Raw genomic sequence first — 17192 nt, 5'->3', positions numbered from 1 at the left:
GAAATCCCCTACTGGCAGCCGCAGGTGACGAGCTTGGCCGCGATCTTGTCCAGGGCCTGCCGGGCGGCGCCGGAATCGCCGGTCGCGTCCGCCATGATCGCGAAGACCAGCAGACGACCGTCCTTCGTGATGAGCTCCCCGGAGATCGTGTTGACCCCGGTGAGCGAGCCGGTCTTGGCGCGGACCAGCCCCTGCCCGATCTGGTTGGGCGCGGGCGTGGCGAACCGGGTCCGCAGCGTTCCCGACCACCCGGCGACCGGCAGTCCGCCGAACATGCTGCTCAGCTCCGGGTGCTTGCCGCTCGCCGCGAGGGTCAGCAGGTCGGTGAGCAGCCTGGGGCTGATCTTGTTGCGCCGGGAGAGGCCGCTCGCGTCGGCCAGGGTCGCCGCGTCGGCGGGCAGGCCGAGCTCGCCCAGCTCGGCCGTCATCGCCTTCGTCGCGCCGTCGAAGGAGGCCGGCAGGCCGGCGGCGAGGGCGACCTGCCGGGCCAGCGCCTCGGCGAGGACGTTGTCGCTCTGCTGCAGCATCCAGTCGATCACCTGCACCAGCGGCGGGGACTGCACCTCGCCCAGCGGCGAACCGGGGGCGACACCTTCGGGGCGCGCGGACGACGGAGCCGCGGACGACGTCGGCGCGGCCGGCGCCTTGCCCTTGCGGACCGAGCCGGTCGACAGGCCGAGCTGCTTGGCGAACGCGCGGCCGGCCGCCAGCGCGGGATCGGCGAACCTCGGGTCCCCGCCGACCTCGTGGTGCACCGGCTCGACCCGCCCTGCGTTGGTCATCAGCGGCTGGATCCGGGCCGCCTGGCCGCTGCCGACGACGTCGCCGTCCCAGCCCGGGCCGGTCTCGCTGCCGGTGAAGAGCGACGTGTCGACCAGCACCCGGGTGGGCTCCTGATCGCCGAGCGCCTCCTTGACCTGGGCGGCGAGCTTGTCGAGGCGGGCCGCGCCGGGGAACTGGTCGTCGCCGTCCACCCCGAGGGTCGGGTCACCGCCGCCCACCAGCACGACCTCGCCCGGCTGGGCGCCCGCCACGGCCCGCGTGCTCAGCCGGTAGGCCGGCCCGCGCGCCGCCAGCACGGTAGCCGCGGTCAGCAGCTTGGTCGTCGACGCCGGCGTGGTCTTGGTGTCGGCGTTCTTCTCGTACAGCGGATCGCCGGTCGCCGCGTCCACCACCGAGATGTTGACCCGGGAACCGAGCGCGGGCGCGCCGACCAGCGGCCCGATGGCGGTCTCGACACCCTGCGCGGTCGGTGCGGTGCCGCCGATCCCGGCCGCGGCCAGCACCGGCGTCGGGGTGGGCTCGGGCGCCGGGCCGGCGGAGGGCGTCTTCGCCGGGTCCGCGGCCAGTCCGCCGTCGACCAGGCCGGGACGGACCTTCAGCACCAGGCCAGCCATGACGAGAAGAAGGACAAGGGCCACCAAAGAGCCCAATACGGTACGACGGGAGCGATCCGTCGCCCATTCGGGGGTAGCCGAAGGGTGCGCAGGCTCGTCGATCAGTTGGGAACTTTGCGCCGTCTGCGGAGATTGACCGATATTAGGCGCAACTACCGCTCGGCCGTAGGTGTTACCCCGCGGCCTGGGGGAAACCGGTGCAATAGGGGGCACGGAAGCACGCCCTACCGAAGAATTGGTGTTCTGCGGCCCAGCCACGCCGCCGTATTCGGGAGTGTTCTGTGAATCTTGCCTCCCCACGCGCCCCTCCCCCGTACTAAGCCTCAGACTTAGGGGAGACTACAAACATCCGGCACACCGGTGCGCACGGATCCCGCGGGGCTGACCGCCGCCCTGCTCCGTCGCCGGTTGCCAGCCGGGTCCGTTGCGGGGCGAACAAGGGAGCTGATGATGGATTTCGACGTATTGGTTGAGATCCCGAAAGGCCAGCGGAACAAGTACGAGGTTGACCACAAGACCGGGCGGATCCGTCTCGACCGGACCCTCTTCACCGCGACGCAGTACCCGGCCGACTACGGGTTCATCGAAGGCACCCTCGGTCAGGACGGCGACCCGCTCGACGCCCTGGTGCTGATTCAGGAGCCGACGTTCCCTGGCTGCCTCGTGCGCGCCCGGGCCATCGGCATGTACCGGATGAGCGACGAGAAGGGTCGCGACGACAAGGTCCTGTGCGTGCCCTACGAGGACCCGCGCCAGGAGCACCTGCGCGACATCCACCACCTGGGTGAGTTCGACCGTATGGAGATCCAGCACTTCTTCACGGTCTACAAGGACCTCGAGCCCGGCAAGTCCGTCGAGGGCGCGACCTGGGTGGGACGGGTGGAGGCCGAGGAGGAGGTCCGGGCCTCCTTCAAGCGCGCCGAGGCCGCCGAGCACCACGACGAGAGTCACTGACTCCGCGATACTTCGACGACGGCCGGGCTTGCGCCCGGCCGTCGTTGCTTTCTCCGTGCTATCCGATGCTGATGGAGCTGACCAGGCCGTAGAGGCCCACCACCGAGCAGGCCACCGGGATCACCGCGACCACGGCCAGGCCGTCCAGCAGGTCCGCTGCCCGGCCGAGGTACGGCGACGGCGCGCGGCGCGACCACGTGGCCCCGGCGGCCACGGTCGCCATCGCCAGCAGCACGCCCGCCACGCTCACCGCGAGCAGCATGGCGTCGCCGGAGCCCCACAGCAGGTCCACGCCGAGCGCGAAGGCGCCGAAGAGGCCGGCGGAGATCAGCGGCACCCGCTGGCGCAGGGTCACGAAGAGCCGCGAGCGCAGCAGCAGCGCCGCGACCGCCAGCCCCATCAGGATCCGGGCGGCCGTACCGCCCGACGAGGCCAGGACGACGAACGCGCCGGCCGCCAGCACCGCGTGGCCGATCAGCATGCCGGTGAGCAGCTCCTCCGTACGGCTCACCGCGGCGAAGACGCGCTTGCGGTCGGGCAGCTCCCGGGCGGCGTCCAGGCCGGCGGGCCGGGCGCCGGTGAAGCCCTGCTCGGCCTCCGCGCCGGAGGGCAGGGTGACCGGGGGCGTGGGCATCTTGCCGAACCGGATCGCCAGCAGCGGCAGGGCGCCGATGCCGCAGACCAGGATCGACATCAGGACCGCCGCGGCGCCGGCCGCCGAGGTGAGCAGGCCGACCAGGGCGGTCACCGCGCCGAGCAGGCCGGCCGTCACACCGGCCGTGAACACGCGCAGCGAGGCCGAGACGCCGACCCCGCCGAGCGCCGCGAGCAGCAGCAACGCCACCGAACCGGCGAGCAGCTCGGGGCCGCCGAGCCACGGCAGCAGCGGGAACACGCCGGCGCGGTCCGCCGTACCCTGGCTGACCAGCACGGCACCGCCGGCGAACGCGTACGGCAGGGCCAGGCCGCCGAGGGCAGCACCCGCGCGCGCGTCCCCGTACGCCCGGGAAGCGGTGACGCCCGCGAGCGAGAGCAGCACTCCCACGCCGAGGCCCACGAACGCCGCGCCGCCCCACTCCGGTCCGGCCATGAGCACGGCGAGCACGCCGAGGGAGAGCAGGACAGCGGCGGCGGCGAGGGTGGCGGTCCGGGTCGACGCCGCGCCCCAGACGGCGCCGCGGCGCCGGGCGCCCTCGGCGATCGCCTCGACGACGTCGTCGTACTCGAGCTCGGGCCATTCCTCGCGGGCCGGCACGAGGTGAAGTACCTCACCGTCGCGGACGCCCTGCGGGAACAGGCCCTGCGCTGTGGCGAGCGCGACACCATCCGTACGCCGGAGGACCCAGCCACCGTGCTTCTCGCCGTCGTCGGCCAGACCCTCGCCCGCGTGACGCAGCACCTCGGGCAGCAACTCGGCGAGCGGAACGTGCTCGGGCAGCGCCACATCGACGCGGCGCGAAGGCGCGCTGATAGTGACCCTGGCCAGGCCGACTGTCATGCCGTATTTCCCATCGGTGGTGACGAGGCTGCGGAACTTGAGGGACTTTACCTATCCTGGGCCCTGCGCGGTGACCGGCGACGGGAGCCACGACGGGGCAGCCGCCATCGGCCTCAGTAGACGTAACAGTCAAAGGCCATTGGATGTAGGCGAAAGGGACAAGTTCGGTATGAGCACGGTGGTGATCAAGCGGGCTGCGCGACGCCCGGCACCCGAGATCCCGACCGGCGAGCTCGCCGTCGATCCGCCGCCCGAGATCCCCCAGGCGGTCGGTGGCCGCTGGCAGCAGGCGTTCATGGTGCTGCCCATGCTCGGCGGCTCCGTCGCCATGGCGATGATGATGGGGCGGGGCACCGGCGGCCCGATCTCGTACGTCATCGGCGGCCTCTTCGGCGTCTCGTCGCTCGCCATGCTGGCCACGTCCTTCGGCGGCAGCGGCTCCCCCAAGAAGGCCGAGATGATGGCCGCCCGCCGCGAGTACCTGCGCCACCTCGCCGGCCTGCGCCGCCGCGTCCGCGACACCGCCACCAAGCAGCGCGTCGGGCTCTTCTACCGCCACCCCGACCCGGCCCAGCTGTGGTCGACGGCGGGCAGCCACCGGGTCTGGGAACGCCGCTCCGCCGACCCGGACTTCGGCGTCGTCCGGCTCGCGGTCGGCCCGCAGACCCTCGCCACGCCGCTGATCCCGCCGGTGACCCGGCCGCTCGAGGACCTCGAGCCGATGACCGCGGGCGCGCTGCGGCGGTTCCTGGACGCGTATTCGGTGGTTCCCGACCTGCCGGTGGCCGTCTCGCTGCGCGGCTTCGCCCGGGTGTTCCTGCGTGGCAACGGGCCGAACGCCGAGGCCGACGCCCGCGCCCTCACGCGTGCGGTGCTCACCCAGCTGGCGACCTTCCACGCGCCGGACGACCTCATCATCGCGGTCTGCGCCGGTCCGGAACGCCGGGCGATGTGGGAGTGGGTCAAGTGGCTCCCGCACAACCTGCACCCGTCCCGGACCGACCGCCTCGGCCAGGTCCGCCTCGTCGCCAGCGCCGGCCCCGACCTGGAGAAGCTGCTCGAGGACGTGATCGGCAACCGGCCCCGGTTCAACCCCGCCGGGGTCAGCATGAGCGGGCCGCACGTGGTCATCGTCCTCGACGGCGCCGACCTCAAGGGCGCCACGCAGCTCGACGACGGCATCGACGGCGTCACCGTGCTCGACCTCGACGACGTACCGCCGCGCCTGCTCGACCGGTCGCTGCTCGTGCTCGAGGTGCGCGCCAACGCCGGGCGGCGGGAGCTGCACACGTACGCGATGGATCACGCCGCGGAGGTCGGCACCCCGGACCGGCTCAGCGAGGAGGAGGCCGAGGCGGTCGCGCGGCGTCTCGCGCCGCTGCGGCTGGCCGCCATGTCGAAGTCGTCGGACACGCCGCTGGCCACCGAGATGGGCCTCGCCGAGCTGCTCAACCTCGGCGATCCGGAGTCGTTCAGCGTCGCCCAGGCCTGGCTGCCCCGGCCCAACCGGGACAAGCTGCGGGTGCCGATCGGCCTCGGCGCCGACGGCTCGGCGATCGAGCTCGACCTCAAGGAGTCGGCTCAGGACGGCATGGGCCCGCACGGCCTGCTGATCGGCGCCACCGGCTCCGGCAAGTCGGAGTTGCTGCGGACGCTGGTGCTGGCGCTCGCGGCAACGCATTCCTCCGAGATGCTCAACTTCGTGCTGGTCGACTTCAAGGGCGGCGCGACGTTCTCGTCGCTGGACCGGCTGCCGCACACCGCCGCGGTCATCACCAACCTTGCCGACGAGCTGCCCCTGGTCGACCGCATGGTCGACGCCATCGACGGCGAGCTGATCCGGCGGCAGGAGCTGCTGCGCAAGGCCGGCAACTATGCGAGTCTGCGCGACTACGAGAAGGCCCGGGCCGGCGGTGCCGCGCTGCCGCCGCTGCCCTCACTGCTCGTGGTCTGCGACGAGTTCTCCGAGCTGCTGTCGGCGAAACCGGACTTCATTGACCTGTTCGTGCAGATCGGACGGTTGGGCCGGTCGCTCGGCGTCCACCTGCTGCTCGCCAGCCAGCGGCTCGAGGAGGGGCGGCTGCGCGGGCTCGACACGCACCTGTCGTACCGAATCGGTCTGCGGACCTTCTCCGCCCTGGAGTCGAGGGCCGTGCTGGGGGTGCCGGACGCGTACGAGCTGCCCCGCGCCCCGGGCCACGGGTACATGAAGTTCGGCACCGAGCCGCTGGTGCGGTTCAAGGCCGCGTACGTGTCAGGGGTCTTCCGTAAGGCCGGCAGCCGCGGTCCGGGCGCGGCCCGCGACGGCGCCGCGCCACAGGTCCTCTCCTACTCCACCCACTACGTGCCGGCGCCCAAGCCGGTGAAGCCCGCCCAGCCGAAGCCGGAGGAGGTGCCGGCCGGCGAGAGCCTGCTCGACGTGATGGTGGACCGGCTCAACGGCCAGGGACCGCCGGCGCACCAGGTCTGGCTACCGCCGCTGAACACGTCGGCGTCCCTCGACGAACTGCTCGGCCCGGTCACCACCGACCCCGCCCGCGGCCTCGCCTTCGCCAACCCCGAGCTGCACGGCGGCCTCCAGGTGCCGATCGCCCTCATCGACAAGCCGCGCGAGCAGCTGCGCGACGTGATGTGGCTGCAGCTCGGCGGCGGGGCCGGGCACGTGGCCGTGGTCGGCGGCGCGCAGTCCGGCAAGTCCACGGCGCTGCGCTCGCTGATCTGCGGCCTGGCGCTCACCCACACCCCCGCCGAGGTGCAGGTCTACTGCCTCGACTTCGGCGGCGGCTCGCTCGGCACGCTGCGCGACCTGCCGCACGTCGGCGGCGTCTACGGGCGCCTCGACGCGGTCGGCGTCCGGCGTACCGTCGGCGAGGTCTCCACATTGCTCACCGAACGGGAGCGGCGCTTCGGCGAGCTCGGCATCGACTCGATGGCCTCCTACCGGCGCCGCCGCGCGGCCCAGGCCGGCCTCGGTACCGGCGCGGACGCGGACCCCTTCGGTGACGTGTTCCTGGTCGTCGACGGCTGGACCACGCTGCGCAAGGACTACGACGAACTCGAGGGCGTGATCACCGACATCGCGACCCGCGGCCTCTCGTACGGCATCCACGTGGTGACCAGCGCACCCCGCTGGATGGACTACCGCCCGGCGATCCGCGACCTTTTCGGCTCGAAGGTGGAGCTGCGCCTCGGCGACCCCACGGACTCCTCGGTCAACCGGCGGCAGGCGATCAACGTGCCGGAGAAGCCCGGCCGTGGCCTCGTCGAGCACCCGACCGACAAGAACAAGGCCCTGCACTTCCTGACGGTACGGCCGGAGCTGAGCAACGCCGAGTCCAGCGAGCTGGTCAAGATGATCGCCACCGCGTGGACCGGACCCGTAGCGCCGCGCGTGCGGTTGCTGCCGCCGTCTCTGCCGTACACGGATATCGATCCGGACCGCTCGACCGGCCTGCGCCTGCCGATCGGGATCGCGGAGTCGGACCTGCAACCGGTCGAGATCGACTTCGCGAGCGACCCGCACTTCCTGCTCTTCGGCGACGCGGAATGCGGCAAGTCGTCGTTCCTGCGCGCCCTGGCCACCACCGTCATGCGGCGCTTCCAGCCGACCGAGGCTCGGCTCATCCTGGTCGACTACCGCCGCAGCCTGATGGATCTGCCGGAGAGCGAACACCGCATCGGGTACGGCATCCAGGCGCAGAAGACCCTGGAGTTGATGGAGTCGGTGGCGGGCTACATGGAGCGCCGCCTGCCCGGCCCCGACGTGACGGCCCAGCAGCTGCGCGAGCGGTCCTGGTGGAACGGGCCCGAACTGTTCGTCCTCGTCGACGACTACGACCTCATCGCGTCCGGCCCGACGAACCCGCTCCAGCCGATCCTGGAGTACCTCCCCCAGGCCCGCGACGTAGGCCTGCACCTGATCGTCACGCGCCGGGCCGGTGGCGCCAGCCGCGCCATGTACGACCCGGTGATCCAGCGCCTGCGGGAGTTGTCGTCGCCGGGTCTCGTGATGACCGGCCCGCCGGACGAGGGAGCACTCATCGGCCCGGTACGCCCGACCCTGATGCCACCGGGCCGTGGCCGCCTGGTCACCCGTCGTGAGGGTGTCCGGCTGGTGCAACTATCTCATCTGCCCCCGTACTGAGCCCCGACCTGCCCCGACGCACCAACGGTGCGATCCACATCGACAGACCCCAGCGACAACGCGCGGATTCGGAGTAATCTCCCACCATCGACCGCCCATCATCAGAATGGCCCGCCGTCCAGTGAGCGCTGTGAGCGAAGCACCGCACGCGTCCCGTCGACCCCGGCTTGGCGCTTCCGCGCCGTGTCCGGCACTCGGCGGTGCCCGTTGGTGAGACACCTGGCCGTACGTCTCGGGGCGGCCTGCCTGACCGCCGGGCTGACCTCGGTCCCGGCCCTCGCCCTGGTCTTGTCAGCTGCTGCCGCGCCGGCCGTCGCTCCTGCCGGGCCGCTTGCTCTCGCGCCCGCCGCGCCGGCCGGCTCCGCCGGTGGGTCCGCTTCCGGTGGCGGTGGCTCCGCTGCCTCGCCCGGTGCGGGTGCCCTTGCGGAATCCCTGACCGCGCCGGAGCCGTTCAAGGGCGATTCGGTGCGAGCCGAGCAGTGGCACCTCAAGACGCTGAACGTGGCCGGGGCCTGGACCTACTCGTCCGGCGAAGGCGTGACCGTCGCCGTGATCGACTCCGGCGTCGACGCCGGCCACGTCGACCTCCAGGGCCAGGTGCTCAAGGGCCTCGACCTGGTCGACCCCGTGGGCGACGGCGACACCGACCTCGTCGGGCACGGCACCACGGTGTCCGCGATCATCGCCGGCCGCGGGGACGACGACTCCGGCGTGGTCGGCATCGCCCCCAAAGCCAAGATCCTCCCGGTCCGCGTCCTGGACCGCGAGAACAGGTACGACGACGCGATGATCGTCGCCAAGGGCGTCCGCTGGGCGGTCGACAACGGCGCCCGCGTCATCAACCTCTCTCTCGGAGGCAACGGAAGCAGCCCCGCGCTGGCAGCGGCCCTCGACTACGCGTTCGCCAAGGACGTGGTCGTCGTCGCGTGCACCGGCAACGTCAGCGCCTCCTCCTCGTCCGGCGTCTGGTACCCGGCCCGTGAACCCGGCGTGATCGCCGTAGCGGGCATGGAAAAGGACGGCAACGCCCTCTGGAGCGGCTCGATCACCGGCAAGGAGACAGTGGTGACGGCCCCGGCGACCCAGCTCGTCGGCGCCCGCCCGGACAGCTCCCAGGCCGGCTACTGGCACGTCCAAGGCACCAGCTTCGCGGCACCCATGGTCTCGGGAACGGCGGCCCTGGTCCGCTCCCGCTGGCCCACCATGTCGGCGGCCGAGGTGGTCAACCGGATCATCAAGACGGCCCACGACCGGGGAGCACAGGGCCGTGACAGCCAGTACGGCTACGGCATGATCGACCCGGCGGGCGCCCTCACCGCGGAGATCCCCACGGTGATCCGCAACCCGCTGGACACGACGGCATCGCCGGGCATCGCCCGCTTCGGCAGCGCCCCGGCCTCGGGCCAGGCCCAGTCAGCCCCGGACAACGCCACCAAGAACACGACCGGCGCCCAGGTGCCAGGCTCCAACGCCGGCACGGCCATCGCCTCCGGCGACGCGGGAGCGGCCGAGGAGTCGCGCGGCTGGTGGGCGGCGGGACTGCTGTTCCTGGTCTCGGCAGCCGCGGCAGCCGTGACGATCCGCCGATTCGCCGGCGTCACCTGACGCTGCGTCGCGCCGCCGTTCGCCGCGGAGCCCGCCGTGGCACGGTGGGGCATGCGGTCAGGCGCAGTCGCCGGTCCGCACGCCGCGCGTACGTTCGATGCCGAGCCTCGCCGTGCTCGACGCCTCCGCCGCCGTCAGCGCGAACCCCACATTCCGGTCGTCCGCCGCCGCCGCGAAGATGACGCCCAGAACGTCGCCGTTGGGAGCGATCAGCGGCCCGCCCGAGTTCCCGCTCTGGACCAGCGCGCGGATCGTGTAGATCTCGCGGGTCACGTTGCCCGAGTCGTAGATGTCCGGGCCGGTGATGTTGCTGACGTCGCGCACCCGGGCGCCCTGGGCGTTGTACGGGCCGTCGAGCGGGAAGCCCAGCACGATGGCGTTGGCGCCGGTGCCCGCCGGCTTGCCGACGAAGTCCATCACCGGCGCGCGGAGGCCGGGGACGTAGAGCACGGCGAGGTCGCGTTCCGGGTCGTACACGACGACTTTGCCCTCGAGGCGGTCGTTCTGCGTCTCCACCTGCACGTTGCGGGTGCCCGCCACCACGTGGGCGTTGGTCATCACGCGCTCGTTCGCGTACACGAATCCGGAGCCCTCGATGCGGCGCGAGCAGCTCGGCGCCGTACCCAGGACTTTGATCACCGATTTGCGGGAATTGATCACGACCTGGCTCTTCGCCAGGGCCGGGTCCGGCGCCGCCACCTCGCGCGCGTTGGTGCGGGTCAGGCCGCCGAAGACGTCCGGGAAGCCGTTCGTGTTGAGCGACTCGCGCAGGCCCGCGGACAGCGCCTGCGCCTGGTCCGGCATGAGCTTGTTGATGCCGTTGAGAACCGCGCTGCTGCGGACCTGCCGGTTGATCTCGGGAAACGGCGTCGATCCCAACGGTACGGCGATGAGCCAGGCGACCAGCAGCACGGCGATCAGCGAGACCACGGCCCCACCGGCGTCGTCGAGGCGCTGCAGCGGCCGGCTGTCGATCGCGCGCCGCACCTTCGTGCCGAGCCAGCCCGCGAGGGTCTGCCCGAGCACCGCCAGCGCGAAGATCGCCACGAGCGACACCACCAGCCGCACCGTGCCGTCCGCGAACTGGTTGGCGATGAGCGGCCCCACCTGCAGGCCGATCAGCACGCCGCTGAAGAACCCGCCGAAGGACAGTGCTCCGATGACGAAACCCTGCCGGTAGCCGCTGATCGCGAAGACCAGCATGAGCAGGATCAGGATTCCATCGACCACAAGCACTCGCTCAAGGTAGAAGTGACGGTCACGAGACCACCTCGTCGGAGGCGGCGGGTGCCGAAGCCGTGGCCTCGGCCGCCGATGCGGAACCGTGGGGCAGTGGTGGGTCGGACTGCGCTGGATCGGGCAGGCGTGGATCGGGCAGGGGCGGGTCTGGCAACTCCATGATGCGACCCGGGCGCCAGGGGCGGCTCCACCCGGCCATGTCGAGCAACGCGGAGATCACCCCGGCGGTGAAGCCCCAGACCAGCATTCCGCCTACCTGGAAGGCCGGACCGATCCAGCCGCTCGGGTGGCGTACCCGCATCCGGTTGCCGGGATCGACCAGCTCGACGATCGGCAAGCGCGCGACGTGCGCGACCTCCTCGGGCTGCCGGGGATGCACCGGATGCGGGGCATGCCACCAGGCCAGCACCGGCGTGACCACGAACCGGCTGACCGGAATGTACAGCTCCGGCAGCGTGGTCAGCACGGTGGCGGTGGCCGGGTCGAGACCGACCTCCTCGCTCGCCTCCCGCACGGCGGTCGCGGCCGGGTCGCGATCCTCCGGGTCGGCGGCGCCGCCCGGAAACGCCGGCTGACCGGCATGGTTGCGCATGGTCGCGGCCCGCTGCAGGACCAGCAGGTCGGGCTCGCCGGGCCGCTCCTCCCCGAGAAGGACGAGTACGGCGCTGGGGCGCCCACCGGAGGCAGGTGGCCGCATGGTCGTGAAGTCTTCGGTACGCGCAGAGCCGGCGCGCGTCAGCAACGGCTCCCACCATCCCGGCAGCCCATCGGGCCGATGCACCCCGGTGCCGGGCCGGTGCACCTCGGCGCCGGAGGAGGACAGCGGCCCCTCGGGACCGGACCGTGTGAGCGGCTCAGCATCCACCTTCCGGTGCCCGACCAGCTGCTCGGATGGCTGCACGGCGGCTTGCGGCCTGGCCGCCAGCCCGTCACGCCGGGTGCCGTCGGAGCTCATCCGGTCACCGTCACGCCGGTGTGGGTGCGGACCAGCGCGCCCAGCGTGGGCTTGTCGAGCGCCTTGCCGACGTAGTCGAACCGCTTGCCACCGGCGTCGAGGAAAACGGTCACCGGGAGGTTGGCGCGGCCGAGTGCCGTGAGCAGCTTCTGGTCCCGGTCGAAGAGCGTGGGCATCCGGACGCCGTGCTCGGTCGCCAACGAGGCGCCCGCGTCCGGGTCGTCGTGGGTGTCGACGCCGAGCACCCGGAGCCGGCCGGTGGTCGCGTCGGCGAGCTCCTGCATCAGCGGCAGCTCTTCGCGGCACGGCGCGCACCACGATCCCCAGAGGTTGATGACGGCGGGACCGCGCAGGTCGGTCAACCGGACCGGCGCCCCACCGGTGAAGCAGGCCAGCGTGACATCCGGCAGACCGGTCGCCACGCCCGGAGCAGGGGACGCTTCGACGCCGGAGGACGAGGTCGCACCGGAGGCGGCCGGCAACGAGCCCGCGACCGGCGACCGGCGACCGGCAGCGGGCGACGAGCCGGCCGCCGGCGGGGTCAGGGTGGCGCAGTCCGCGAAGGGTGACGGGATCTTGCCGCCGCCCGGCGTGACCTCGGTGGCCGTGCACGCGGCCAGGAGCAGCACCAGCGGCGGCGTCAGCCACCGAGCCAGCACGGGTCCGGCCGGCGTACGGCCCGCGAGGTCAATGCTCACGGGACGTCCGGTGCCGCGACCGCCGCGGCCGGGACGAGGCCGGGGTCGATGCCCGCCTGGGCGGCGAGGTCGCGGGCCCGGGGGCCCTTCAGGAGCTTGGCCGCGGGCCCCGCCTCGGTCGGGCCCGTGCCGTACGACGGGCACATGGTGGCCAGGGTGCACGCGCCGCAGGCGGGTTTGCGCGCGTGGCAGACGCGGCGGCCGTGGAAGATGATGCGGTGCGACAGCATGGTCCAGTCGCGCTTCTCGATCTGGTCGGCGACCTGGAATTCGATCTTTACCGGGTCCTCCTCGGCGACCCAGCCGAAGCGGTTGACCAGGCGGCGGAAGTGCGTGTCGACCGTGATGCCAGGGACGTCGAAGGCGTTGCCGAGGATGACGTTGGCGGTCTTGCGGCCGATGCCGGGGAGCGCCACCAGCTGGTCGAGCTTGCCCGGCACTTCGCCGTCGTGGCGCTCGACCAGGGCGTGGCCCAGCTTGATGAGGGAGTCCGTCTTGGCGCGGAAGAAGCCGGTGGGCCGCAGGATCTCCTCGAGCTCCGCACGGTCGGCCGCCGCGTAGTCGGCCGCCGTCAGGTAGCGCTTGAAGACGGTCGGCGTGACCTCGTTGACCTTCTTGTCCGTGCACTGCGCGGAGAGGATGGTCGCCACGGCCAGCTGGAGCGGCGTCTCGAAGTCGAGCTCGCAGTGGGCGTCCGGGTGGGTCTCGGCCAGGACCTTCGCCATCTTGCGGGCCCGGCGCTTGCGCCCGATGGGGGTCTCCCCCGCGAACCGTTTGGCCGACCGGGCGATGACGGCCGCACCGGCGGGTGCGGCGACGAGGGGACGACTCACGCTGGCAAGAGTACGTCGCCCCACCGACATTCCCCGTCCGCGGAATGGTCGCAGAAACGCCACAAACCAGGGGGATACCGGCAGCTGGTCGGGTGAACGGGAGGAAAAAGGTCAGGCCGGGGCGGAGATCGAACCGTCCTCGCCGATCTTCGCCCCGGTGTCGCCGAAGTCGTCGGCGGTGAGCTCGCGGACCCGGGCGAGCCCGCGCTCGTTCTCGCTGTCCCGGGTCGGCCGGCCCACCGGGTTCAGGGCCGTCGACAGGAACTTGCCGGAGGTGAACTTGCCGTCGCGGGTGAGCGTGACGTGCAGGATGCCGCCGTACCCGAGGACGCCGGTGCGGCTCAGCGTCTTGCCGCCGCCGGCGAAGTTGCCCAGGCTGTACGCGATCAGCTTGCCCTTGTAGAACTCCATGCCGCGCAGCACGTGCGGCCCGTGCCCGACAACCACGTCGGCGCCCGCGTCGATGACCGCGTGGGAGAACTTCATCGGGTCGCCGCGGTTCTCGCCGAAGAACAGCTCGTTGCCCGGCTTGACGTGGCCCTTGTCGGAACCCTCGGCGCCCATGTGCACCTGGACCACCACGATGTCCGCCTGCCCGGCGGCCTCCTCGATGACGGACCGGGCCGCGTCGAGGTCGTTCAGGTTGTTGGCTCCCGCGTACGGGGAGAAGCCCACGACCGCGACCTTCACGCCCTTGACCTCGACCACCGTGATCTCGCCCTCGGCGCCGGTGTGCTCGAGGCCGGCGCCCTCCAGGGCCGCGACCGTGTTCTTGTAGCCCTGCGTACCGAAGTCCTTGGAGTGGTTGTTCGCAGTGTTCATCAGCTCGAAGCCGGCGCCCACCAGATGCTCCGCGTACGCCGGCGGTGAGCGGAACGCGAAGCAGTTGGGCCGCGGCGGGCTGCCGCACTTGGAGGTTCCGGTGTCGCCGGTGAGCGGCTGTTCGAGGTTGCCCATCACGAGGTCGGACTTGAGTCCCGCCTTGACGGAGTCGAAGAAGCCCTCGCCGTCGTTGGCGGGCAGCTTGTTCGGAGCGCTGCCCATGATGATGTCCCCGGTCGCCGACAGAGTGATTGTGTTATCACTCTCCGTAGGCGGGGCGGGAGAGGTGGGCGCCGCGGCGGCGGGCGGCGCCTGCCACTTCGCCCCGGTGCGCTCGGCGCCGCGATCGGCGAGGGCCATGCCACCGAGGCCCGCGCCTACGAGGGCGGCGACGACGATCGTGAGAGTCAGGACAGGGCGGCCGAAGAGTCCGGGGCGTGCCGGCGGGGGTTGGGCATTCATCGACGAGGACCATACCGTCGGCCGACCAGCCGCTACGACCGTCGAACGGCCGATCGCCGCTCACCGAGAGCGACGATTTTTCGCGGTTCGGCGGCAGGAGCGGTTACGCTGCGGGTTCTGGATCGAGGGGTGCCCGCCGGTTTACGGCCCGCGTGCGCCTAGACTGATCGTGCGCGGCGAAGCGCGTAGTCGGAGGTACAACGATGGATGAGGTACTGGCTCGCAGCGGGATCTTCCAGGGCGTTGACCCGGAGGCTGCCGAGGCGCTCGCCAAGGAGATGGAGACGATCGAGTTCCGCAAGGGCGACATCGTCTTCAATGAGGGCGAGGCGGGCGACAGCCTTTACATCGTTCTCTCCGGGAAGATCAAGCTCGGCCGCCGGGCCGCGGACGGCCGGCAGAACCTTGTCTCGATCATGGGTCCGTCGGACATGCTCGGCGAGCTGTCGCTGTTCGACCCGGGACCGCGTACGGCCACGGCCACGGCGGTGACCGACACCCGGCTTGCGAGGCTCAAGAAGTCGTCCCTGCGCCCGTGGCTCAACAACCGCCCGGAGATCGCCGAGCAGCTGCTGCGGGTGCTCGCCCGCAGGCTGCGCCGGACGAACGACGCGCTGGCCGACCTGATCTTCACGGACGTGCCGGGCCGGGTGGCGAAGAACCTGCTGCAGATGGCGGGCCGCTTCGGCACACGGGACGGCGGAGTGCTGCGGGTCACCCACGACCTGACGCAGGAAGAGCTCGCCCAGCTGGTCGGGGCGTCCCGGGAGACGGTCAACAAGGCCCTCGCGGACTTCGCGTCCCGGGCGTGGCTGCGGCTCGACGGCAAGAGCGTGATCATCCTCGACCCGGAGCGGCTGGCCCGGCGCGCCCGGGTCTGAGCAGCCGGGAACCGGCACCCACGCTGGACCAATGAAGGGGTCGTCCTGACGGACGGCCCCTTCAGCGTGCCTGGACAACGGGCATAACGCCCCTTTCCCACCGATTCCCCACCTGATCAGGGGACCAAGCCCGCCCCGCAAGATCCGTGTCGCACCCGGTCAGCCGCTCGTTACGGAGGTGGTCGAGAGGCACCACGACGGTCGAGAGGGCGCGGTTTTGAACGAGGAGGCGGACGTGCGGCGCAGCGGGGTGACGACGTGACCGTGCTGGACACCGCGATCGACCCGCGCTCCCCCGCCTATCTGGCCAGCCGCAGCGCGATGCTCGAGCGGCTCGCCGAGCTCGAGACGGCGCTGGAGGCGGCGCGGGCCGGGGGCGGCGAGAAGTGGGTCACGCGGCATCACGCGCGCGGCAAACTGCTGCCCCGGGAGCGGGTCGAGATGCTCCTCGACCAGGACAGCCCGTTTCTCGAGCTGTCGCCCGTCGCGGCGTGGGGCTCCGAGTACCCGGTCGGCGCCAGCGTCGTCACCGGCATCGGGGTCGTCGAGGGTGTCGAGTGCGTGGTCATCGCCAACGACCCGACGGTCGAGGGCGGTGCCGTGAACCCGTACACGGTGGAGAAGATCCGGCGGGCGGCGCGGATCGCCTCCGTGAACCGGCTGCCGCTGGTGAACCTCGTCGAGTCGACCGGGGCCGCCGCACCCACCGGGCCGCCGCCGGGCGGGGCGATCGCCCGGGACCTGAGCCAGCTCACCGCCGACCGGGTGCCGACGGTGTGCGTGGTCTTCGGAGCCACCAACGGCGACGCGGCGTACCTGCCGGCGCTCTCCGACTACACGATCATGGTGCGCGGGCACGCGAAGATGCTGACGATCCACCCGCAGCCGGTCCGCGCGTCGGTGGCGAACGGCCGGCCCGCGCCCGAGGTCCGCAGCGCCCCCACGGTCCCGGCCGGCGTCACCGGGCCCGCCGACCAGCTGGCCGAGGACGAGCGTGACGGGTTGCGCCTGGCCCGGCAGTGCGTACGCCGCTTCAACTGGCGCAAGCGCGGCCCGTCCCCGCGCTCCTTCCCGCCGGAACCGCCGAAGTACGACGCCGACGACCTGCTGACCATGGCCGGCAACGACCCGGCATCGGCGTTCGACCCGCGTGAGGTGCTGGCCCGGATCCTGGACGGCAGCGACTTCGACGAGTTCAAGCCGGCGCAGGGCACCGGGCTGGTCACCGGCTGGGGCGAGCTGCACGGCTATCCCCTCGGGGTCGTGGCCAACCTCGGCGGCGCGTTCTCGCCGGCCGAGACGCAGAAGGCGGTGCACTTCATCCAGCTGGCCAACGCCACCTCCACCTCCCTGCTGTTCGTGCAGTACACCGGCGTGCCCGCGGCCGAGCCGAACGAGGCCGCCGACGTCCGGCACGGCGCCCCGCTGGTGCACGCCGTCGCCAAGTCGACCGTGCCGCATCTCACGTTGATGATCGGCGCGACTCCGGCGGAGGAGGCCGGGGGCATCTACGGGCGCGCCTACGAACCACGATTTCTCTTCAGCTGGCCGGTCGAGCGGCCGGCTGAGGTGCCGGTCGGCAAGCTGCCCGACGACGGCGTGATCGACCCCCGGGACACCCGTACGGTGCTCGGCCTCTGCTTGTCCGCGGTGCACAGTGCGGTCGTGGAAGGCGCGGAACACATCGGCGTCTTCCGGCCCTGA

At 71.9% G+C, this 17192-nt stretch carries 12 protein-coding genes; 5 read left to right on the top strand and 7 right to left on the bottom strand.

Going from position 1 to position 17192, the window contains the following annotated elements:
• Positions 1-8: 8 nt before the first annotated feature.
• On the bottom strand, positions 9-1397 hold the full coding sequence (gene dacB / locus AB0368_RS32450) for a D-alanyl-D-alanine carboxypeptidase/D-alanyl-D-alanine-endopeptidase (protein WP_366157830.1): 1389 nt from the start codon (positions 1395-1397) through the stop codon (positions 9-11).
• A 450-nt stretch (positions 1398-1847) separates the two neighbouring features.
• Between dacB and AB0368_RS32445 the strand changes: the two genes are divergently transcribed.
• Positions 1848-2351, top strand: a complete 504-nt coding sequence (locus tag AB0368_RS32445; protein WP_366157829.1) for an inorganic diphosphatase — start codon at positions 1848-1850, stop codon at positions 2349-2351.
• A 58-nt stretch (positions 2352-2409) separates the two neighbouring features.
• On the opposite strand, the gene eccD is transcribed toward AB0368_RS32445, so the two are convergent.
• On the bottom strand, positions 2410-3849 hold the full coding sequence (gene eccD / locus AB0368_RS32440) for a type VII secretion integral membrane protein EccD (protein WP_366157828.1): 1440 nt from the start codon (positions 3847-3849) through the stop codon (positions 2410-2412).
• Between the two features lie 169 nt (positions 3850-4018).
• Between eccD and eccCa the strand changes: the two genes are divergently transcribed.
• The gene (gene eccCa / locus AB0368_RS32435; RefSeq protein ID WP_366157826.1) at positions 4019-7993 is read left to right on the top strand and encodes a type VII secretion protein EccCa; all 3975 of its coding nucleotides are present in this window, start codon (positions 4019-4021) and stop codon (positions 7991-7993) included.
• Positions 7994-8203: 210 nt separating this feature from the next.
• Positions 8204-9598 (top strand): type VII secretion-associated serine protease mycosin, encoded by a 1395-nt coding sequence (gene mycP / locus AB0368_RS32430; RefSeq protein ID WP_366157825.1) that lies wholly within the window; start codon positions 8204-8206, stop codon positions 9596-9598.
• Positions 9599-9655: 57 nt separating this feature from the next.
• Here mycP and AB0368_RS32425 read toward each other — a convergent pair whose 3' ends face one another.
• The 5 genes from AB0368_RS32425 to AB0368_RS32405 all read right to left on the bottom strand — a co-directional run bounded on the left by AB0368_RS32425 (position 9656) and on the right by AB0368_RS32405 (position 14607).
• A complete protein-coding gene (locus AB0368_RS32425; RefSeq protein ID WP_366157824.1) occupies positions 9656-10834 on the bottom strand; it encodes a MarP family serine protease in 1179 nt (392 codons plus the stop codon).
• Positions 10835-10856: 22 nt separating this feature from the next.
• Complete coding sequence (locus AB0368_RS32420; protein WP_366157911.1) at positions 10857-11618, bottom strand: CoA pyrophosphatase; 762 nt, start codon at positions 11616-11618, stop codon at positions 10857-10859.
• Positions 11619-11788: 170 nt separating this feature from the next.
• Positions 11789-12490 carry a TlpA disulfide reductase family protein gene (locus AB0368_RS32415; protein ID WP_366157823.1) on the bottom strand — a complete coding sequence of 234 codons (702 nt, stop codon included), beginning with the start codon at positions 12488-12490 and terminating at the stop codon, positions 11789-11791.
• Positions 12487-13323 (bottom strand): endonuclease III, encoded by an 837-nt coding sequence (gene nth, locus AB0368_RS32410; RefSeq protein WP_366157822.1) that lies wholly within the window; start codon positions 13321-13323, stop codon positions 12487-12489. Before nth ends, AB0368_RS32415 begins: the two co-directional genes overlap by 4 nt.
• A gap of 111 nt (positions 13324-13434) precedes the next feature.
• Complete coding sequence (locus AB0368_RS32405) at positions 13435-14607, bottom strand: CapA family protein (protein WP_366157821.1); 1173 nt, start codon at positions 14605-14607, stop codon at positions 13435-13437.
• Positions 14608-14810: 203 nt separating this feature from the next.
• Between AB0368_RS32405 and AB0368_RS32400 the strand changes: the two genes are divergently transcribed.
• Together AB0368_RS32400 and AB0368_RS32395 are read left to right on the top strand one after the other, a co-directional pair.
• Positions 14811-15488, top strand: coding sequence for a Crp/Fnr family transcriptional regulator (locus AB0368_RS32400; protein WP_023562908.1), 678 nt, complete (start codon positions 14811-14813; stop codon positions 15486-15488).
• 258 nt (positions 15489-15746) lie between these two features.
• Positions 15747-17192 carry a carboxyl transferase domain-containing protein gene (locus AB0368_RS32395; protein ID WP_366157820.1) on the top strand — a complete coding sequence of 482 codons (1446 nt, stop codon included), beginning with the start codon at positions 15747-15749 and terminating at the stop codon, positions 17190-17192.

Origin of the sequence: Actinoplanes sp. NPDC051475 (assembly GCF_040689425.1) — a bacterium.
Lineage (GTDB): Bacteria > Actinomycetota > Actinomycetes > Mycobacteriales > Micromonosporaceae > Actinoplanes.
Note: the sequence above shows the minus strand (reverse complement) of the source record. Positions and strands in the feature narration are given on the sequence as shown.